Source organism: Paraplanobispora takensis, from assembly GCF_016863195.1.
Lineage (GTDB): Bacteria > Actinomycetota > Actinomycetes > Streptosporangiales > Streptosporangiaceae > Planobispora > Planobispora takensis.
In genome coordinates, this window is sequence record NZ_BOOK01000005.1 from 36,907 (window position 1) to 55,209 (window position 18,303).

Consider the following 18,303-nt stretch of genomic DNA (forward strand, 5'->3'; position numbering starts at 1 on the left):
GAGTCCGACACCCCATATCCGGAGTGTATTTATATTCTCACCCTCCGCGCCCGGCGGATCATGACCATGATCACCGCGAGGGAGACGGCCGCCACGGAACCGGCCGCCACGGCCACCCCTCCGTAGAGGGCGATCCTGCGCTGGTCGCGGTGGACCACCTGAACCGGCCCGGCCGGTCCGCCCAGCGGGCGGCCGGGGTCCTGGGCGTCGCCCTTGCGGGCGGTGTGGGTGTGCCGGGAGATCCTGGCGGCCTCGGCGAGCGCCCGGCCGGCGTTGACGATGCCGAACCCCGTGCCGGTGTCGTATCCGCCGGCGGGCCTGCGGGTCGCCCCCGCGGTGAGCGCCTGCACGACCAGCGCGGGCGACATTTTCGGATATTTCGCTTTTATGAGAGCGGCGACCCCGGAGACCAGGGCGGTCGCCTGCGAGGTGCCGCGGCCGACCCAGTACTCGTCGCCGGGCCCCGCGCCGAGGATGTCCACCCCGGGGGCCGCCACCAGGACCGAGGAGTTGGAGTTGGAGAACGACGCCCGGCGCATGCCCCCGTCGGTCGCCGCGACCGAGACCACGCCGGGGAAGGAGGCCGGATAGGAGTACGGGGCGTGTCCCTCGGCGTCCTGCTCGTCCGCCCCGTCGTTGCCCGCCGCGGCGACGAGCACCACCCCCTTGGAGATGGCGTGGCGGACCGCCGCCCGCTCCTCCCGGGTCGCCAGGTCCTTGGAGATCGACATGTTGATCACGTCGGCGCCGCGGTCCACGGCGTACCTGATGCCCTTGGCCACCACGTTCTCGAACCGCTCGGAGGCGTTGAACTCGCGGAAGCCGGCCTCCTCGTCCTCCAGGATCACCCGTACCGACAGGATCCTGGCCCTGGGGGCGACCCCGATCACCCCGTCCGCGCCGCCGGGACCGTGTCCGTGCCCGGCGATGAGCGAGGCCATGTAGGTGCCGTGCAGGCGCAGCGGCTCCACTCCGGGCGGGTTGGCGCCCTCGGTGAAGTCCCTGCCCTCGGTCACCGAGCCCGCCAGGTCGCGGTGCCCCGCGTCCACCCCGGAGTCGAGCACCGCGACGGTCACGCCCTCGCCCTCGGAGGTCCGCCACGCCTGCGGAAGGCCCAGCGTCTGCAGCGCCTGCCGCTGGCCGTCGCGGACGTCGTCGGCGTGGACGGGCGGAGTCAGGAACAGGGCGAGGACCGCCGCCGGCACCACGACGGCCAGGCGCCTCAGCACCGCCACTCCCGGGAGTGGCAGTCGGGCGGCACGGGGGTGGACACGCCGGCGAGGATCTGCACGGCGATGTCGTCGGCGAAGGCGAACATGGTCGGCCGCTGCTCCCCCACGGTCTTCGCCGGGCGGCCGTCCGTCTGGCCGATAGTGATCATGACGAGGTACGGCCCGCTCCTGCGCGCCGAGGAGGTCTGCCGCCCCGCCGCGGTGAACCGGTCGGTGACCGTGCCGCGGAAGGCCAGCGCCTTGAGCCCCGGCGAGGGGCGCCCGCCCTTGGGCAGCGCCGCCTTGGCCGCCGCGGCGCCCTCGTCGTCGGGGAAGGCGGCGACGCCGACGGTGATGACGACGGCCTGGAGCGCGTCGAGGTAGGTGGCGCGCAGGATCGCCCTGCACCCCGCCCGCCGCAGGGGCTCCCTCAGCCTGGCGTCCACGGCCCGGTCGCACCGGGTCTCGGGAGAGATGCCCACCCGGCGGGCCTGCTCCTGGCCGCCCTGCTCGGCGGAGTAGCGGACCCGCGCGGGGAAGATCCGGCCCGAGGGCCAGACCTGCCAGCGGCGGGCCACCTCCTCGGCGGCCGCCCGGCGCAGCTCCCCCGCGCTCGGACCCCGGGTGAGCTCGGCTCCCGCGGTGCTCGCTGCGACTGCGGCCACGACCGCGCAGCTCAGGGTGAGCGCGGACGCCGCCACCAGCGCCGGCCATACCCGGCGCCGGTCCGGCACGTCGTTCACCCCATCGACATTAATGCGAGAGAGCGGATGTCACCTCCGATCCACTCCGATCCGATCGCATGGAAAGTACTTGACGCATTGGAAAGTGGAAAGTACTTTCCTTCTTGGAAAGTGAAACCGAAGGAGTCCCCGGTGAACGACACCTCCCGCGAGGCCGACCTCTCCCCCGAAGAGGCCGCCCGCGCCCTGTCCGGCATCCGCGCCACCCAGGCCCGCGCCGTGCGCTCCACTCCCTGGTTCCCCACCTGGTTCGTCATCGGCATCGGCCTGTCCGTCACCCTCATCCAGTTCGCCGCCGACCCCCTCACCGCGCTGCCCCTGCGGATCGCGGGCCTCGTCCTGGCGGTGGCCGGCATCACCGGCTGCTCCATCGTGATCGGCCGCAGCGGCAAGATGCGCACGCACAAGAGCGTCGTCGAGGCCGGGGGCATGGTCGGATACTTCGTCTGGGTCATCGCGCTCGTGGTCTTCGCCGTGGCGCTCGCCCTGGTCCTGGCCGCGCTGGACATCCCCTACGCTGCGACCTGGGCCTGCCTGGCGATGACCGCGGTCATGGGTCTCACCGGCCCGCTCCTGGCCCGGTGGATCTCCCGCCGCATCGCCGACAAGCTCGAAAGGGGTCGCTGATGGGTCTCGACCCGGTCATCCACGCGCCGGTGCGGCTGCAGATCGTCGCTCTGCTGGCCGCCGCGGAGGAGGCCGAGTTCGGGTTCGTCCGCGACCAGGTCGAGGTGAGCGACTCGGTCCTGTCCAAGCACGCCAGCGCCCTGGAGGCCGCGGGATACGTCGACATCCGCAAGGGATACGTCGGCAAGCGGCCCAGGACCTGGCTCAAGCTCTCCGCTCAGGGCCGCCAGGCCTATCGCGCCCACGTGGCCGCCCTCCAGGCCATCGTCGCCCGGTCCGGCCTCCGGCTCACCCCCGAGTGACACCGCCCGCCGGCCACTCCCCGGACGGCACCGCCCGCCACACCCGTCCCGGCCCCTTCGGGAAACCGCCCGCCGCACCCGTCCCGATCCCTTCGGGAAAACGCCGAACGCCCCGCGGAGCATGGGCTCCGCGGGGCGTTCGCGTCCGGCCGGGGTGGGGCGGGCCCGCCTCAGTAGGCCGGCAGGCTCGGGTCGACCGTCTTGATCCAGCTCAGCACGCCGCCGCCCACGTGGACCGCGTCGGAGAAGCCGGCGTTCTTGACGATCGCCAGGCACTCGGCGGACCGGACGCCGGACTTGCAGTGCAGGACGATCTTCTTGTCCTGCGGGAGCCTCTCCAGGGCCGAACCGTTGAGGAACTCACCCTTGGGGATGAGCACGGCGCCGGGGATGGAGACGATCTCGTACTCGTTCGGCTCGCGGACGTCGATCACGTAGATGTTCTCGCCCTGGTCCTGCCAGGACTTGAGCTCGGTCGCGGTGATCGTGGAGCCGGAGGCGGCCTCCTGGGCCTCCTCGGAGACCGCGCCGCAGAACGCCTCGTAGTCCTCCAGGAGCTCGGTGACCGTGGGGTTCTTGCCGCAGAGCACGCACTCGGGGTCCTTGCGGACCTTGACCGAGCGGTAGGTCATCTCCAGGGCGTCGTAGATCATCAGTCGGCCGACCAGCGGCTCGCCGATGCCGGTGAGCAGCTTGATGGCCTCGTTGACCTGGATCGAGCCGATGGAGGCGCACAGCACGCCGAGCACGCCGCCCTCGGCGCAGGAGGGGACCATGCCGGGCGGCGGGGGCTCGGGGTACAGGCAGCGGTAGCAGGGGCCGTGCTCGGCCCAGAAGACGCTGGCCTGGCCGTCGAAGCGGTAGATCGAGCCCCAGACGTACGGCTTGCCGAGCAGGACGGCCGCGTCGTTCACCATGTAACGGGTCGCGAAGTTGTCGGTGCCGTCGACGATCAGGTCGTACTGAGCGAAGATGTCCATGACGTTCTCGGTGCTCAGCACCTCGTTGTGGACCACCACGTCGATCAGCGGGTTGATCTCCCTGACCGACGCCGCCGCGCTCTCGGCCTTGGGGCGGCCGACGTCGGACTGACCGTGGATCACCTGACGCTGCAGGTTGGACTCGTCGACGACGTCGAAGTCGATGACGCCCAAGGTGCCCACGCCGGCGGCGGCGAGGTACAGCAGGGCGGGGGAGCCCAGGCCGCCGGCGCCCACACAGAGCACCTTGGCGTTCTTCAGGCGCTTCTGCCCGGCCATGCCCACGTCGGGAATGATCAGGTGGCGCGAGTAACGGCGCACCTCGTCGACGGTCAGCTCGGCTGCCGGCTCTACCAGCGGTGGCAACGACACAGTTCTGCTCCCGTTTCAGGGGTCTTGAGGAGTGCGGCTAGCGCACCCCTCACAACCTAGCCGGGGGCCCCGGTCATTCCCCAATCGAGATGGGAGTCGTCTCATATATCAGACGGCGTGCCTCACGAGCCACCCTTCCCGGCACTTCCATCTGCGCCACGTGCCCGGCGTCGGGCAGCAGCACCAGCCGCACGTGCGGGAACGTCCGCCCGGCGCGTGCGGCCGAGCGCGGGTTGACCAGCCGGTCGCGGCGGCCGTGGATCACCAGCGTGGGCGCCTTCACCTGGGCCGCCTGACGCCACAGGCTGTCGGCTCCGCGCCCGAAGTACTCCCTGAAGTACTCGGAGATCAGGCCTCGGGCCGAGTTGACCAGCGCCGACCCCGCGTACGGCAGGTCGTCGCGGCGGCGCAGCTCGTCGGCCGCCTCCCGCAGGCGCACCGGGTGGACCCGGCCGAGGTCGGCGTAGCACATGCCGAGGGTGGCGTTGAGCCTGCGCTCGGCGGGCAGGGCCCGCAGCCGGTCGAAGGCCCACTCCCCCAGGCGGGGCATCGCCGACAGTGCCACCCGGGCGGGGCCGTACCTGGGCAGCAGGTCGGGCAGCGCCGGGGAGACCAGTGTGAGCGAGCGGACCAGCTCGGGCCTGGTCGCGGCCACCCGGACCGCGACCGCGCCGCCCAGGGAGTTGCCGAACAGGTGGACGGGCCGCTCGGCCACCTTCTCGGCGAGCCGGGCGACGGCCTCGGCGTGGGCGACGATGGAATAGTCGCCGTCCGGCGGCTCCGGCGAGTATCCGGAGCCCGGAAGGTCGATCGCGTGGCCGGTCACCACGTCGGACAGCTCGCCCATCAGGTCGGTCCAGTTGGTCGCCGACCCGGCGAGACCGTGCACGTAGACCGCCGTCTCAGTGGGACCGGGCGGGGTCGAGCGCACGTGGACGCGCCGCCCTCCCAGGTCGACCATGGTTCCCGGCCAGCACGGAATCGGGTTGTCCCCCACGTGTCCTCCCACGGTTCACTCTCTGCTCCGTCCTTATTCCACAAGAGTGAACCCGAAGAACCTATGCGTTCGGCATACAGACCGAGCGTCGCCCCACATTGAGCGTCGAATCCTGACATCCAGGACGGAACAGGCTCTTACCTCTCGAAGGTACCTCTCGAAGGAGTTCCGTCATGCGACTCAAGCGCCTTCTCGTCGCACTCCTCACCGCCGCCCTCACCGCCCTCGGCACGGTGGTGGCGGGCGCCGCCCTGGCGAGCCCCGCCCGGGCCGCGGATCTCAACTGCGTCTATCTGGTCAAGCGCACGGCCGCGGTGAAGGCCGAGCCCGCCAAGAAGGCCAAGACGACGGACCGGGTCCGCCGGGGGGACCGGACCCTGGGCAGCTGCCGCAAGTACGGCAAGGAGAAGAACTGGCACAAGGTCGTGGGCACCCGCAAGCTCAAGAAGGGCTACACCCGGCAGCGCAACCTGAAGAGGCTCGGCACGACCAAGCAGTTCGGCCTGTGAGCCGGCCGCAGAGGTCTGCGAACGGGCCACGCAGGCCCGCGAGCCGGTTCTAGAGATCTGCGAACCGGCCGCGGAGGCCCGCGAGCCGGTCGTCGAACGGCCCCGGAGGGGCGGCCCACAGGGCCGTCCCTCCTCTCACTCCTGTCACGCCCGTACCGCGGAGCGGATTCGCTCTGCGGTATGTCCCTTTTGTCCGAAAATAACAAAAGGGCACGCATCTTAACGCTATGTGTTTGGTATATGACGCTCTGTGCCCGTTTTCGGTTCACGAATCCGGACATCAAGGCCGTAGTCACCGCATCGATAGAGAAGGAGTGACTAATGATCTTTAAACGACTCGCTGGCGCTCTGATTGCCACCACCGTCGCCGGCGGCGGCATGGTCGTCTTCAGCGCCGTCACCGCAACCGCGGCCGAGGCCGCAGTCTGCGCCTACCGGGTGCGCAACGTCCCGGCGGGCAACCAGCTCGCCGTCCGCGCCCAGCCCAGCAGGGTCGCCGACGTCATCGACGTCCTGCGCCCCGGCCAGATCACGATCGGCAGGTGCGCACTGCAGCGGCCGAACTGGCGAGCCGTCAACGGCGTCAACGGAGTCCAGGGCTTCTCGCACAAGCACTACCTCAAGAAGCTCTCGCGGCTGTCCTGACAGCCGGAACGACTCTCGGACGGCGATGACGCGGCGCTCACGAGGAGGGCCCCAATGTGTCGCGTTTGTCCGCATGTACACGGGCCTTGAAAAGACGCGTCCGACAACTTTCCCCTTGCGATAAACGGCATTTGCGCCATATGTGGCAATTGTCCGTTGCAGGGCGACGAGTTAGTCCGAAACGACTGCAAGGAAGTGACCGAAAATGAAGTTCCAGCGCCTCGCGAGTACTCTCGCGGCAGCGACCATCGCGGGTGGCGGTCTGATCGTCCTCAGCGCCATCACCGCCACTCCGGCCAGCGCGGAGACCGCGTGCTTCTACAAGGTGCGTAACGTCTCCGCCGGCAGCTACCTCAACGTTCGCCGAGGCCCTGGCATCAAGGCCAACGGCAAGCGTTACAAGGTCATCGACGTTCTCATGCCCGGCCAGACCACCGTCGGCAAGTGCAGGCGCGCCACGGAGAACTGGCGCTCTGTGATCGGCAACTCCGGCCTGCAGGGCTTCTCTCACAAGTACTACCTGAACAAGGGACAGAAGTTCCGGTACTGATCGGTGACTGTCGAACCCGCCAGGAGAACCCGTGCCGTGGTGCCCGCAAGGGCCCACGGCACGGGTCGTGTCCACGGCCGTGCCGCGCACGGCGGCTCAGGCGGAGCGGCGGGTCTTGCGGGGTTTGCGGCCGGTCGTCCCGCGGTCCCGCTTCGCCGCGTCCACGCTGGCCCGCAGTACGGCCATCAGATCCGCCGACGGCCCGCCCTCCGCCACCGGCGCCTGCGGGCGGACGACCTCGTGACCGTCCACCTTCGCCTGGATGACCTCCTGCAGCGCCTCGCGGTAGGCGTCGTGATGGGCGGCCGGGTCGAAGTCCTCGCTCATGGTCTCGATCAGCGACGCGGCCATCCTCGACTCCTGCGCGCGGATCTCCACGCCTTCCTCCAGGAAGCCGAACTCGGCCTCGCGGACCTCGTCGGGCCAGAGCATGGTCTCCAGGACGAGCACGCCCTCCCTGACCCGCAGTGCCGCCAGCGACTCGCGCTGCCGCAGCGCCACCTTCGCGATCGCCACCCGCCCCGACCGCTGGAGCGCGTCGCGCAGCAGCACGTACGGCTTGACGCCCTCGTCGCCCGGCTCCAGGAAGTAGGACTTGCCGAACAGGATCGGGTCGATCTGCTCGGCGGGGCTGAACTGGAGCACCTCGATCCGGTGGGCGGTCGTCAGCGGGAGGTCCTCGAAGTCGTCCTCGCCGAGCACCACCATCTCCCCGGTCGGCAGCTCGTAACCCTTGGCCACATGGGCGAAGGGCACCTCCTCACCGCAGATCTCGCAGACCCGGCGGAACCGCACCCGGCCGCCGTCCTCCCGGTGGACCTGGTGGAAGGAGACGTTGCGCTGTTCGGTAGCGGTGTAGAGCCTGATCGGGATCGTGACGAGCCCGAACGACACCACGCCGTTCCAGATGCTTCGCATGACGTCTCCCTGTCTCGACCTACTTCAGGAGCTTCCTACTGATTTTCGCGCATATGTTCGGAAATATCGCCAAGTGGATGGAAACACTTACCGGCGGGGCACATACCCGCCACGGGGGAACCGATGCCCCTGCCTTGTCGAACGGGTGGGAACCGGAGACGTACGCTGGATCACACCCATTGCCCGAAGAGGACGGAAGGACAGGCCGATGTCGGAGATGGATGTGAACGAAACCACCCTGGAGGAGATCGACGACGCCCTGTCCGGTGAGATCGGGACGGAGATCGACGTCGAGACCCCCGAGGCCGACGCGGCCGAGCAGCACCGCTCGATGCAGGAGGAACGCTTCGCCTGGCCCGACCGGATCCCGCTCGACGCCGACCCCGCCGACGCCGCCGACCAGACTCGCGAAGTGGGCATTGACGAGGACGACTATCGCTGACCTGGTTACCCGCGCGTAGGATGACCCGAGACATGGAGTGCTCGACAGCGGGAGCACGCACAGCAGGCTCCGCCTGGGCGGCGCTTGGTGAGGCCGCCTCTGCCGCCGGACACTCATAGGAGCATCCCGCAAGGAGACCGCCGTGACCGCTACCCCGGACGCCAAGCCCCGGGGCACCCGGCTGCCCCGGATGGCCCGCCGCCGCCAGCTGCTCAACGCGGCGCAGGAAGTGTTCGTGGAGAACGGCTACCACGCGGCCGCGATGGATGAGATCGCCGAGCGGGCCGGGGTCAGCAAGCCGGTTCTGTACCAGCACTTCCCCGGTAAGCAGGAGCTCTACCTGGCCCTGCTCGACCTGCACGTCGACGACATGATCACTCGCTGCCGCGACGCCCTCGCCTCCACGACGGACAACAAGCAGCGGGTCCAGGCCGCCATCGGCGCCTTCTTCGACTTCGTCTCCGGCCAGGGCGAGGCCTTCCGCCTCGTCTTCGAGTCCGACCTGCGCAACGTCGCCCAGGTCCGCCAGCGCATCGAGCGCAACCTCCGCGAGAGCGCCGAGATGATCAGTCAGGTCATCCAGGAGGACACCGGCTGCTCCAGCGACGAGGCCCGCCTCCTCGGCGTCGGCCTGGTCGGCATGGCCGAGGTCAGCGCCCGCTACTGGATCAGCAGCGCCGGCTCCATCCCCAAGGACGCCGCCACCCAGCTCATGGCCCGCCTCGCCTGGCGAGGCATCTCCGGCTTCCCCCGTACGAATTGATGCTGTGTTGATGGCGACGCTGCGCGTCGCGGCTCGGGGGCTCCTTGATCCGGCTCCCGCCCTCGTCACGTCCTCGCTTCGCTGCGGGCGTTCCTCGGTTGGTTCACCGGCGCCCCCTCGCAGCTCCGTAGTGTTCGCTTGACGCGATCAACCGGCGCGTCGTGGCGGGGATGGGGTGACGATGGGACGGAGCCGTCGTCGAAAGGGAACATGATGGAAGTCAAGATCGGCGTACGTTCAGTGCACCGTGAGCTCGTGGTGGAGACCGAGCTCACGGCCGAGCAGGTGGAGGAGGAACTGGGCAAGTCCCTCTCCACCGACCGCGGCATCTTCACCCTGACCGACGTCAAGGGGCGCAAGGTCCTCATCCCGATCTCCTCCCTGGGGTTCATCGAGATCGGCGAGGAGGAGGCCCGGCCGGTCGGCTTCGGCGGCACCCTCTAGGAACCCTCTGGAACGAGCCCTCCGGAACTGCGGGGCCGCGGCACAGGCGTGCCCTCGCCGGAGGCCTCCGGAGGATCGGAGGCCTCCGGCAGGGGCGACGGCCCGGCCGGCGGGGCTGCGGGCAGCCCGGCGTGAGGCCGGTGACGCGACCCGGCCGAGAGCCGCCCGGACGGTCCGATGGGATCAGCCGCCCCGGCACTCTCCACGCCCGCCGAACCCGCAGCCACGCGGGCGCCGGATGCGCTGGACGTCGTCCCGTCCTGGATCGGTGGCCGGGCAGTCCGCGCTCCCCCTGCGCAGCACTGCACGCGAAACCCAGCGGTTCGGCCCACATCTCGTCAAGGAACTGCCGTAGCGGCGCGAGGCCCTCATGCTTGGCACGCTACCGCCGTTCGCCCCCCTCACGCCGCCCGATCAGAAGACCGGGCCTCTCCTCATCGGGGATCGGAGTCGCCGCACGCCCCCCGGAGGCTCGCGGAAGTCAGGGGCCCGGGGTCAGGCCCAGGGCGTCCATCCGCCTGTTGTGGGCCTCCGTCAGCCGGGTGAACATCCGGGTGATGTCCTCACCGCTCACCAGCAGCGTCGCCAGCTCCGGGCGGGCGGCGGCCACCTGCTGCGCCTGGCTCAGCGCCTCCCCGACCATCCGCCTGGCCCACAGGGCCAGCCGTCCGGCCTGCCGGGGGTCCTCCTTGATCGCCGCGCCGACCCGCTCCACCGCGAACTGCGAGCGCCCCTCGTCGGCCAGGACCTCCTCGACCAGCCGGCGCGTCTCGTCGTCCAGGTGGGCGGCCGCCTCGCGGTAGAAGTCGAAGGCGATCCCCGTACCGACGTACGCCTTGACCAGGGCCTCCAGCCAGTCGGCCGGCGCGGTCTGCTCGTGCCAGCCGTCCAGCGGTCCGACGAACGGCTCCATCGCCTCCTCCGGATCCGCCCCGAGCGAGGCGAGACGCTCGCGGAGCAGACGGAAGTGCGCGTACTCGGCCGCCGCGAGCTCGCCGAGCGCGGCCCGGTCGGCGAGCGTCGGAGCGTGACACGCGGCGTCCTCGGCGAGGCGCAGGAACGCGGTCAGCTCGGCGTAGGCGAGGACACCGAGCAGATCGGCGACACCGGGAGAGGAATCACTCATGAGCGCAGCCTACGAGCCGGGGAGCCCGGCGTCGTCATGCGGCGGGCGGGTAATCACCACGCGGCGCCGGCGTCGGGGAGGCGCAGCGGCCCGGCGGTCCGGAGCCCCGCTGGTGGAAGGCCGGAGGGCTCCGCGATTCAGAGGGAATGCCGAGCAATCAGTTCTCCGTTGTGGTATCGGGTACACTACTGTGTGAAAGTGCGACCGCACTGTGTTAATCCGGGGGTTCTCCCCCCGGACGCCCCCAAAAGTCGGCGTGACGCCGCAGCGGTCGCTGATGACATGAGAGGGCTGGCCCTTCCGCGAGGACCCGGCACGGGGAGACTTTTTCGCCCGCGGTCCCGGCAGGACTGCCTTCAACGGAGATTAGGCAGGCCAAGCTGACGACGTTCCGAGACCTCGGAGTCACCCCGGAGATCGCCGACGCCCTCGAGACAGAGGGCATCATCACGCCGTTCCCCATCCAGGAGATGGCACTCCCCCTGGCCCTCAGCGGCCAGGACATCATCGGTCAGGCTCGCACCGGCACCGGCAAGACCTACGCCTTCGGCGTGGCGATGCTCCAGCGTGTCGGCAAGCCCAGGAAGAACCGCAAGAAGCCGCGCGGGCTGGTCGTCGTGCCGACCCGCGAGCTGGCCCTCCAGGTCACCGAAGACCTGGTGACCGCCGCCGGCAAGCTCGGCTCCCGCATCCTCACGGTGTACGGCGGGCGCGCCTACGAGCCGCAGATCGAGGCGCTCAAGCAGGGCGTCGACGTGATCGTCGGCACCCCCGGCCGCCTGCTCGACCTGGTCAAGCAGAAGCACCTCGACCTCAGCCAGATCGCCATGCTGGTCCTGGACGAGGCCGACCGCATGCTCGACCTGGGCTTCCTGCCCGACATCGAGCGCATCATCAAGCTCGTCCCGGCCGAGCGGCAGACCATGCTGTTCTCCGCGACGCTGCCGGGTGAGATCGTCGCCCTGTCCCGGCGTTACCTCAACCGCCCCACCCACGTGCGGGCCGAGAACAACGACGCCGAGGCCGAGGCGACCCCGCAGACCACCCAGTTCGTCTGGCGCACGCACCGGATGGACAAGATCGAGATCATGGGCCGCCTCCTCCAGTGCGAGGGCCGCGGGCTCACGATGGTCTTCTGCGAGACCAAGCGCGCCTGCGACATGGTCGTCGAGCAGCTCAAGGAGCGCGGCTTCGCGGCCGCGGCCGTCCACGGCGACCTCGGCCAGGGCCAGCGCGAGCAGGCCCTGCGGGCCTTCCGCAACGGCAAGATCGACGTGCTCGTCGCGACCGACGTCGCAGCGCGCGGCATCGACGTCGACGACGTCACCCACGTCGTCAACTACGACTGCCCGCAGGACGAGAAGTCCTACGTGCACCGGATCGGCCGGACCGGCCGGGCGGGGCGGACCGGCGTCGCGGTGACCTTCGTGGAGTGGGAGGACCTCACCCGCTGGAAGGTCATCAACAACGCCCTCTCCCTGCCGTTCGCCGAGCCCGTCGAGACCTACTCGACCTCGCCGCACATCTACAGCGACCTGGGCATCCCCGAGGGCACCAAGGGCGTGCTGCCGCGCGCCAACCGGTCCCGCGCGGGCCTGGCCGCCGAAGAGGTCGAGGACCTCGGCGAGACCGGCCGCATCCGCTCGCGTTCCCGCAAGGGCCGCGACGACGACCGTGAGGAGCGCCGCGAGCGTCCCGCCCGCACGCCCCGCGAGCGTCGCCGCACCCGCGGCGGCCGCGGCCTCGAGGCCGCGGAGCAGGCGATCGCCGAGCCCCGTCCCGTCGAGGAGCCGTTCGAGGGGCCGGGGGACATCCTCGCCGAGGAGCCCGCGAGCCGTCCCGTGGAGGAGCCGAAGGCCCGCCGCACCCGCGGCGGCCGTACGACGGGGGAGACCCCGGCGCCGGTCGCGCCCGAGGAGAACCAGAGCCCTGTCATCGAACTTCCCCCGGTGGAGGCGGACGTGACACCGCGCAACGAGGAGTCCGCGCCCCGGCGCGGTCGCACCCGCAAGGCGGGTCTCAACCCCGAGGTCACTCTCGGCGCGACGCCGCCCGAGCAGGCCGAGGTCTCCGGTTGGGACGACGAGCCGGACCACGAGGCTCCCGCCTCCCGGCCCCAGCCCGAGAAGATCATCCCGCCGAGCCCGTTCGCGGTGATCTTCCAGTCGCCGGACCTGGCGACCGACGACGACGAGATCGCCCCCTCGGCGGCCTCCGAGCGCGCCCAGAACCGCCGCCGGCCCTCGCCCAGGGGCCAGGGCCAGCAGCGCGGCCCGCGACGCGGAAACTAGCTCCATCAGCACGGAAGGGACGCACCCCGCGCGGGTGCGTCCCTTCCGCCGTTCCGGGGGCCGGGCCGCTGCCTCGTCCCGCCCCGCAGGGAAGCGGATGCCCGCTTTCCGCTCAGCTTCCACTCTGCAAGTAACACCGAGTCATCCCGGTCCTGGCGGTATCGTGGTCTCACGTGAGTACGCCGCGATTTTTGACCCTGCCACCTGGTGTTCGAGCCACCTCGATCGACACGGCGGTGGGCTCGTTCGCCGCCCTGGAGGCGCTGCCCGTGAGCGGCGTCCCCGAGCGCTGGCCCGCCCTCCTGGTCCCCGGTCTCACCGGCAGCAAGGAAGACTTCATCGCGGTTCTGCAGACGCTCGCCCAAGCCGGCCGCCGGGTCATCGCGGTCGACATGCGCGGCCAGTTCGAGACCGGCGGCCCCGACGACCCCGGTGCCTACACCTGCGCGGCGCTCGGCAACGACGTCGACGTGCTGGCGCACACCATCGGCGGCGGCGAGCCCGTCCACCTGGTCGGCCACTCCTTCGGCGGACTGGTCACCCGGGAGGCGGTGATCGACGGCCGCACCAAGTTCGCCTCCTACACGCTGATGAGCTCGGGCCCCGGCCCGATCGTCGGCCCCCGCGAGCGCGCGGGCCGGATCATGCTCGCCGAGATCCCCGAGCGCGGCCTGGAGTACCTCTGGCACAACCGCATGGAGCCGGAGGCGCTGGCCGCCGGGGTGCCCGACGAGATCATGACGTTCCTGCGCAAGCGGCTGTTCTCCAACTCCCCGGTCGGCATGGCCACGATGACCGGGGAGGTGCTCTCCGCGCCCGACCGCTGCGAGGAGCTCATCCAGGTCGAGGTGGACCTCCTGGTGCTGTACGGCGAGCACGACGACGGCTGGCCGCCGGAGATGCAGTCCGACATGGCCCGCCGGCTGAACGCCGAGTGCGTGGTCGTCCCCGGCGCGGTCCACTCCCCGGCCGTGGAGGCCCCGGAGACCACCGCCGCCGCCCTCACCCGGTTCTGGAACGCCGCCGAGGCCCGCCTGCTGAGCTGAGCCGTACTGACCACCCTTCTTGGACAGCTAGTCCAATGTCATGTAATCATCTACTTACTATGACGAGCATCGAAGACATCGTCGTCCAGCCTCCGCACACCGCGACCTGGCTGGTGCACATCGACCGCTCCATGTGGATCGGCGGCGTCCGGGGGCTCATGCTCCAGGCGCTGCACCCGCTGGCGATGCGCGGGGTCTGGCAGAACTCCACCTTCCAGGAGGACCCGTTCGGGCGGCTGCGCCGTACGGCGGACTTCGTGGGCCGCGTCACCTTCGGCAGCCCGCAGGAGGCCGGGGAGATCGGCCGGCGGGTCCGGGGGATCCACCGGAGCCTGCGCATCGACGACCCCGACACCGGCAGGATCCACCGCGTGGACGACCCGGAGCTGCTGCTGTGGGTGCACTGCGCGGAGGTCTCGTCCTACCTGTCGGTGGCGCGGCGCGCGGGTCTCGGGCTGAGCCGCCGCCAGGCCGACCGCTATCTCGACGAGCAGCGCCGCAGCGCGACCTACGTGGGCCTGCACGCCGAGGACGTGCCCGGGTCGCTGGCGGAGATGGACGACTACTTCGCGGGGGTCCGGTCGCGGCTGAAGGTCACCCCGGAGGCCGCCTCCACCGTGCGCTTCCTGCTGTGGCCGCGCCTGCCCGCCGAGCTGCGGATGCTCAACCCCGGCAAACCGGCCTACTTCCCGTTCGGCGCGCTGTGTTACTACTCGCTGCCGGACTGGGCCAGGCAGATGTACGGCGCCCTGCCCGAGGTGCCGCGCGCCACGGTGACGGCGGCGCTGCGGGCTTTCCGGCTGGGCATGAACGCCATCCCCGAGCCCGTCCACGACCGCGCGTTCATGCCGCACACCCGCGAGATGCTCGCCGCCTCCCGGCAGCGGCTGGGCGCGGCGGGCTACGACGTGAGCCGCGGCCTCAAGGGCCTGACCGACCCCCGCCGCTGGCCGGGGGGAGCCTCCAGGGCCGCCTGAGCCGCGAGGGGGCGCCGGTGAACCAACCGAGGAGCCCCCGAGCCTGCGACGCGTCAGCGTCGCCGTTCAAACAGCCAGAGCGTCCCAGGGGGCCTTGTCGGGGGCCGCCGCCCTGCCGTCGGGGCAGTGGGCGCGGAAGTCGCACCAGGAGCACAGGGGCCCCGTGCGGGGCGGGAAGAGGGCGTCTATCTCCGGGGGTACGGCCGGCGGCACCCGCTCGGCACCCGCCGCGTGCGAACCCGGCCCCTGGGAGCCCTCGGCCGGGGTGCGCGCCGCGCGTGACCCCGAGCCGCGGGAGGCCGCCGTACGCGAGCCCGGGCCGCGGGAGGTCTTCCCCGTGCCCGCCCAAGCCTGATAGCGCTCGTCGGCCTCGGAGGCCTCGCCGCCGATCTCCTCGGCGCGCGACAGGTGACGCCCCAGGGACTCGTCGGTGTGCTCCCACTCGACGACCGAGCCGGTCGGCAGGTGGTGGAGCTCCACCCGGTGGCACGGGCGGCGCAGCATCCTGGAGGAGGCGACCGCGTAGACCGCCAGCGCGAGCGAGGACCGGGCGTCGTCCGCCGTCATCGGGCGGCGTCCGGTCTTGTAGTCGACCACGACCAGTTCCTCACCCCGCTGGTCGAGCCGGTCGACGCGGCCCGACAGGGCCAGGACGGACGTCCTGGTGGCCACGGTCCGCTCGACGCCGACCGGCTCGTGGGAGGGGTCGAGGGTCGCCGCGTAGTCGACGACCATCTCCCGCGCCCGGTCACGCCAGGCGGAGGACTGCCCGGCGTCCTTGAACCCGTCGCCGATCCACCCGTTGGACAGCAGGATCCCCGCCATGGCCGGGGTCCTGCGGTCGTACGGCTCCCGCCACCAGCCGGCCAGGGCGTTGTGCACGCTGATGCCCACGCTGTTGTGCGCCCACCGCGGTCCCCGCTGCGGGGCCGGGCGGTCCAGGTAGGTGAACCGGTAACGCCGGGGACAGTCCAGCCAGGTGTTCAGCCGCGACGGCGTGCAGGAGTACAGCCTGCGCGGCATGCCCTCCAGGGGGAGCTGGTCCATGAGGACTAGTCGCCGTCCATGTTCAGCCGGATGCCCGCCGCGCGCGTCCCGTCGGACAGCGGCCCCTCCTCCTCGGTGTCCGAGCCGCCGCCGGTCAGCGAGCCGGAGAGCCAGGAGTCCAGCTTCGGCTCCAGGTCGCCGATGACCGCCTCCTCCCCGTGCGCGGGCAGCACACGGGTGTTGTGGCGCAGGGTGAACAGCCGGCCGGCGATCGCGGTGAGCTGGTCGGCCAGCGCGGGGTACTCTCCGCCGAGCTTGCCGGGCCCGTCGGCCAGCAGCGTCTTGCCGGTGAAGACCGCGTCCAGTTCCTCGCAGTAGAGCGAGATGCCGCCGTGGGTGATGCCGGGCGTGGACATGACCTCGAGCTCGACGTCGGCGACGGCGAACACGCCCTCGTCCTCCAGCTCGATGTCCGGCCAGGTGTCGGGCCAGGTGCGGCGCCACTGCGGCTTGTCCTTGGGGTGCATGGCCACCACGGCCTCGTCCCGGGCCGCCACCTCGATGGCCGCGCCGACGTGGTCGGGCAGGCCGTGGGTACAGATCACCGCGAGCACCTCGCGCTCGCCGACCTGTTCCAGGATCTTCTCCGCGTCGCGCGCGGCGTCGATGACGATGACCTCCTCATCGTCACCCACGATCCAGGTGTTGTTCTCGACCTTGTACTCGACGCCGTCGATGTCGACGACGCCTTCGGTCACCACTCGCTCGATACGCGCTGTCACGGCTCAAAACCATACCTACTAATGGCGACGCTGTGTTTATGGCCGTGCTGCGCACGGCGGCTCGGGGGCGTGGGGATCCGGCTCCCGCCGTCGTCGCGTCCTCGCTCGTTCCTCGCTCCGGGCGCTCCTCCGTTGGTTCACCGGCGCCCCCTCGCAAGGGCGTGACGACGGGGAAAGTCGTCGGGCGGTTCCCCGGCGGTCCTTCGGGGTGGTCGTGATGCGGGGGAAAGGGGAGATCAGGGGGCTATGCCGCGCCGAGGAGGGTGCGGACGGCGGTGATGATGAGTTGTACGGCCAGCGCGGACAGGAGCAGGCCCGCGATGCGGGTGACGAGTTCGATGCCGTTCTCCTTGATCACACGGACGATGGTCACGGAGAAGCGCATGAACACCCACAGCAGGATGTGCACGACCGCGATGGCCAGGGCCAGGGCCAGGATGCCGCCGGTTTTGGTCTCCGCCTGCTGGGCGAAGACGATCGTCGCGACGATCGCGCCGGGGCCGGCGAGCAGGGGGGTGCCGAGCGGGACGAGCGCGACGTTGACGTTGGACTTCATCGTGCCGGCGGGCGGTTCGGTCTCCCCGGTCAGCAGCTGGAGGGCCACCAGCAGGAGCAGCAGGCCGCCGGCGATCTGCATGGCCGCCACCTCGACGTGCAGGTAGGCGAGGATCGCCTGGCCGAACACCGCGAACAGGACGATGAGGCAGAAGGCGACGATGGGGGCCTGCCGGGCGACCCGCTTGCGCTCGGCCGCGCTGCGGCCGCCGGTGTAGGCCAGGAAGAGCGGGATGATGCCGGGCGGATCCATGATGACGAACATCGTGATGAGTGCTTCAACGAAGAACTGGACGTCGAACACGAATCCCCCCGGAAACGATCAGGGGGACGAGTCTAGTGACGGATCAGGCGCCTTCCATGCCCAGGCGGGGCGAGAAGGCCCCGAAGGGAAGATCGAGGGCCTGGTCGTCGTCACGCAGGTCGCGCAGGCAGAGCTCGGTCAGCGTGATCAGGCAGCCCGCCTCGGCCGGCCAGGCGACGGCCCACAGCCAGTCTCCCAGCGCCTCTCCGGCGTAGACCGCCCGGTCGGAGGCGCCGTCCACGCACCACAGCGCCGCCGGATGGCCCTTGACCTCGATCTTCGCGTGCGGCGGGCCCTGGCCGAACCCGTCCCCCGGATCGGGGCCGTCCAGCCCGGCGAACGCCGCGCCCAGTCCCACTCCCGGCTCCTCCGCGATGATCAGCAGATCGGCGGGCCCCTGGGTCACCGAGGGACCCGAGAGCGCCACCACCGTGGCCCGGGTGCCGGTGCGTTCGTCACCCGCCTCGGCGAAGCCCGTGACGAGCCATCCGGCCGGCAGCGGCCAGGGCAGCCAGACCGGGACGCGCGCGCTCTGGACGACCGCCTCCACCGCCGCGGACGACGGGCGTCTGGCTGGCTGTAAAGGCAGGACGTCCCCGTGCGGGCCGCACCGCCAGGCACTTGACCAAGCACTCGGCGGGCGGAGCGGGCCGAAACAGCGCGGGCAGGTAGGCGAGGCTCTCACGACTACCCACGGTGCGCCCCCCGCCACCCATGAGTCAAGGCCGAAGG

21 protein-coding genes are annotated in these 18,303 nt (G+C 70.9%); 11 read left to right on the forward strand and 10 right to left on the reverse strand.

Features of this window, described 5'->3' with window-relative positions; genetic code table 11:
* Window positions 1–29: 29 nt before the first annotated feature.
* Both Pta02_RS41015 and Pta02_RS41020 read right to left on the reverse strand, forming a co-directional pair.
* Window positions 30–1,229, reverse strand: a complete 1,200-nt coding sequence (locus Pta02_RS41015; RefSeq protein ID WP_239129535.1) for a S8 family serine peptidase — start codon at window positions 1,227–1,229, stop codon at window positions 30–32.
* A complete protein-coding gene (locus Pta02_RS41020) occupies window positions 1,223–1,954 on the reverse strand; it encodes a hypothetical protein (protein WP_239129538.1) in 732 nt (243 codons plus the stop codon). The genes Pta02_RS41015 and Pta02_RS41020 overlap by 7 nt, the downstream gene beginning before the upstream one ends.
* 132 nt (window positions 1,955–2,086) lie before the next feature.
* On the opposite strand from Pta02_RS41020, the gene Pta02_RS04445 reads away from it, so the two are divergent.
* Together Pta02_RS04445 and Pta02_RS04450 are read left to right on the forward strand one after the other, a co-directional pair.
* Window positions 2,087–2,581 carry a hypothetical protein gene (locus Pta02_RS04445; RefSeq protein WP_203873367.1) on the forward strand — a complete coding sequence of 165 codons (495 nt, stop codon included), beginning with the start codon at window positions 2,087–2,089 and terminating at the stop codon, window positions 2,579–2,581.
* Window positions 2,581–2,883, forward strand: coding sequence for a transcriptional regulator (locus tag Pta02_RS04450; protein WP_203873368.1), 303 nt, complete (start codon window positions 2,581–2,583; stop codon window positions 2,881–2,883). The genes Pta02_RS04445 and Pta02_RS04450 overlap by 1 nt, the downstream gene beginning before the upstream one ends.
* 170 nt (window positions 2,884–3,053) lie before the next feature.
* Here Pta02_RS04450 and moeZ read toward each other — a convergent pair whose 3' ends face one another.
* Window positions 3,054–4,235, reverse strand: a complete 1,182-nt coding sequence (gene moeZ, locus Pta02_RS04455; protein WP_203873369.1) for an adenylyltransferase/sulfurtransferase MoeZ — start codon at window positions 4,233–4,235, stop codon at window positions 3,054–3,056.
* A 73-nt stretch (window positions 4,236–4,308) separates the two neighbouring features.
* A complete protein-coding gene (locus Pta02_RS04460; protein ID WP_239129542.1) occupies window positions 4,309–5,196 on the reverse strand; it encodes an alpha/beta fold hydrolase in 888 nt (295 codons plus the stop codon).
* Window positions 5,197–5,405: 209 nt separating this feature from the next.
* Here Pta02_RS04460 and Pta02_RS04465 point away from each other — a divergent pair, with 209 nt between their 5' ends.
* The 3 genes from Pta02_RS04465 (at window position 5,406) to Pta02_RS04475 (ending at window position 6,936) form a co-directional block, all read left to right on the forward strand.
* The gene (locus tag Pta02_RS04465; RefSeq protein WP_203873370.1) at window positions 5,406–5,741 is read left to right on the forward strand and encodes a hypothetical protein; all 336 of its coding nucleotides are present in this window, start codon (window positions 5,406–5,408) and stop codon (window positions 5,739–5,741) included.
* Between the two features lie 321 nt (window positions 5,742–6,062).
* The gene (locus Pta02_RS04470; protein WP_203873371.1) at window positions 6,063–6,386 is read left to right on the forward strand and encodes a hypothetical protein; all 324 of its coding nucleotides are present in this window, start codon (window positions 6,063–6,065) and stop codon (window positions 6,384–6,386) included.
* Window positions 6,387–6,591: 205 nt separating this feature from the next.
* The gene (locus Pta02_RS04475) at window positions 6,592–6,936 is read left to right on the forward strand and encodes an SH3 domain-containing protein (RefSeq protein WP_203873372.1); all 345 of its coding nucleotides are present in this window, start codon (window positions 6,592–6,594) and stop codon (window positions 6,934–6,936) included.
* A gap of 96 nt (window positions 6,937–7,032) precedes the next feature.
* Here Pta02_RS04475 and ku read toward each other — a convergent pair whose 3' ends face one another.
* Window positions 7,033–7,854 (reverse strand): non-homologous end joining protein Ku, encoded by an 822-nt coding sequence (gene ku / locus Pta02_RS04480; protein WP_203873373.1) that lies wholly within the window; start codon window positions 7,852–7,854, stop codon window positions 7,033–7,035.
* Between the two features lie 223 nt (window positions 7,855–8,077).
* Between ku and Pta02_RS04485 the strand changes: the two genes are divergently transcribed.
* The 3 genes from Pta02_RS04485 (at window position 8,078) to Pta02_RS04495 (ending at window position 9,503) form a co-directional block, all read left to right on the forward strand.
* A complete protein-coding gene (locus Pta02_RS04485; RefSeq protein ID WP_373872339.1) occupies window positions 8,078–8,296 on the forward strand; it encodes a hypothetical protein in 219 nt (72 codons plus the stop codon).
* A 142-nt stretch (window positions 8,297–8,438) separates the two neighbouring features.
* Window positions 8,439–9,059 carry a TetR/AcrR family transcriptional regulator gene (locus tag Pta02_RS04490; RefSeq protein ID WP_239129545.1) on the forward strand — a complete coding sequence of 207 codons (621 nt, stop codon included), beginning with the start codon at window positions 8,439–8,441 and terminating at the stop codon, window positions 9,057–9,059.
* A 210-nt stretch (window positions 9,060–9,269) separates the two neighbouring features.
* Window positions 9,270–9,503, forward strand: a complete 234-nt coding sequence (locus tag Pta02_RS04495; protein WP_239129548.1) for a DUF3107 domain-containing protein — start codon at window positions 9,270–9,272, stop codon at window positions 9,501–9,503.
* Window positions 9,504–9,984: 481 nt separating this feature from the next.
* Here Pta02_RS04495 and Pta02_RS04500 read toward each other — a convergent pair whose 3' ends face one another.
* On the reverse strand, window positions 9,985–10,629 hold the full coding sequence (locus Pta02_RS04500) for a ferritin-like fold-containing protein (protein ID WP_203873374.1): 645 nt from the start codon (window positions 10,627–10,629) through the stop codon (window positions 9,985–9,987).
* 470 nt (window positions 10,630–11,099) lie between these two features.
* Between Pta02_RS04500 and Pta02_RS04505 the strand changes: the two genes are divergently transcribed.
* The 3 genes from Pta02_RS04505 to Pta02_RS04515 all read left to right on the forward strand — a co-directional run bounded on the left by Pta02_RS04505 (window position 11,100) and on the right by Pta02_RS04515 (window position 14,943).
* Window positions 11,100–12,920, forward strand: a complete 1,821-nt coding sequence (locus Pta02_RS04505; RefSeq protein ID WP_203873375.1) for a DEAD/DEAH box helicase — start codon at window positions 11,100–11,102, stop codon at window positions 12,918–12,920.
* 173 nt (window positions 12,921–13,093) lie between these two features.
* Entirely contained in the window at window positions 13,094–13,966 is an 873-nt protein-coding gene (locus tag Pta02_RS04510) for an alpha/beta fold hydrolase (RefSeq protein ID WP_203873376.1), read from the forward strand.
* Window positions 13,967–14,025: 59 nt separating this feature from the next.
* Window positions 14,026–14,943 carry an oxygenase MpaB family protein gene (locus Pta02_RS04515; protein WP_203873377.1) on the forward strand — a complete coding sequence of 306 codons (918 nt, stop codon included), beginning with the start codon at window positions 14,026–14,028 and terminating at the stop codon, window positions 14,941–14,943.
* 66 nt (window positions 14,944–15,009) lie between these two features.
* Here Pta02_RS04515 and Pta02_RS04520 read toward each other — a convergent pair whose 3' ends face one another.
* The 4 genes from Pta02_RS04520 to Pta02_RS04535 all read right to left on the reverse strand — a co-directional run bounded on the left by Pta02_RS04520 (window position 15,010) and on the right by Pta02_RS04535 (window position 18,283).
* A complete protein-coding gene (locus Pta02_RS04520; protein ID WP_203873378.1) occupies window positions 15,010–15,990 on the reverse strand; it encodes a RecB family exonuclease in 981 nt (326 codons plus the stop codon).
* 5 nt (window positions 15,991–15,995) lie between these two features.
* Window positions 15,996–16,712: an MBL fold metallo-hydrolase gene (locus Pta02_RS04525; RefSeq protein ID WP_203873379.1), complete on the reverse strand. Its 717-nt coding sequence runs from the start codon at window positions 16,710–16,712 to the stop codon at window positions 15,996–15,998.
* A gap of 244 nt (window positions 16,713–16,956) precedes the next feature.
* Complete coding sequence (locus Pta02_RS04530; protein ID WP_239129551.1) at window positions 16,957–17,571, reverse strand: MarC family protein; 615 nt, start codon at window positions 17,569–17,571, stop codon at window positions 16,957–16,959.
* A gap of 43 nt (window positions 17,572–17,614) precedes the next feature.
* Window positions 17,615–18,283, reverse strand: a complete 669-nt coding sequence (locus tag Pta02_RS04535) for a DUF6758 family protein (RefSeq protein WP_373872340.1) — start codon at window positions 18,281–18,283, stop codon at window positions 17,615–17,617.
* Window positions 18,284–18,303: the final 20 nt, after the last annotated feature.

What these genes read in the sequence shown, in the direction of transcription:
- Pta02_RS04515 (WP_203873377.1), top strand. Translation starts at nt 14,026, where the DNA reads ATGACGAGCATCGAAGACATCGTCGTCCAGCCTCCGCACACCGCGACC.
- Pta02_RS04505 (WP_203873375.1), top strand. Translation starts at nt 11,100, where the DNA reads ATGGCACTCCCCCTGGCCCTCAGCGGCCAGGACATCATCGGTCAGGCT.
- Pta02_RS04460 (WP_239129542.1), bottom strand. Translation starts at nt 5,196, where the DNA reads ATGGTCGACCTGGGAGGGCGGCGCGTCCACGTGCGCTCGACCCCGCCC.
- Pta02_RS04520 (WP_203873378.1), bottom strand. Translation starts at nt 15,990, where the DNA reads ATGGACCAGCTCCCCCTGGAGGGCATGCCGCGCAGGCTGTACTCCTGC.
- Pta02_RS04500 (WP_203873374.1), bottom strand. Translation starts at nt 10,629, where the DNA reads ATGAGTGATTCCTCTCCCGGTGTCGCCGATCTGCTCGGTGTCCTCGCC.
- ku (WP_203873373.1), bottom strand. Translation starts at nt 7,854, where the DNA reads ATGCGAAGCATCTGGAACGGCGTGGTGTCGTTCGGGCTCGTCACGATC.
- Pta02_RS04475 (WP_203873372.1), top strand. Translation starts at nt 6,592, where the DNA reads ATGAAGTTCCAGCGCCTCGCGAGTACTCTCGCGGCAGCGACCATCGCG.
- Pta02_RS04495 (WP_239129548.1), top strand. Translation starts at nt 9,270, where the DNA reads ATGATGGAAGTCAAGATCGGCGTACGTTCAGTGCACCGTGAGCTCGTG.
- Pta02_RS04470 (WP_203873371.1), top strand. Translation starts at nt 6,063, where the DNA reads ATGATCTTTAAACGACTCGCTGGCGCTCTGATTGCCACCACCGTCGCC.
- Pta02_RS04465 (WP_203873370.1), top strand. Translation starts at nt 5,406, where the DNA reads ATGCGACTCAAGCGCCTTCTCGTCGCACTCCTCACCGCCGCCCTCACC.
- Pta02_RS04450 (WP_203873368.1), top strand. Translation starts at nt 2,581, where the DNA reads ATGGGTCTCGACCCGGTCATCCACGCGCCGGTGCGGCTGCAGATCGTC.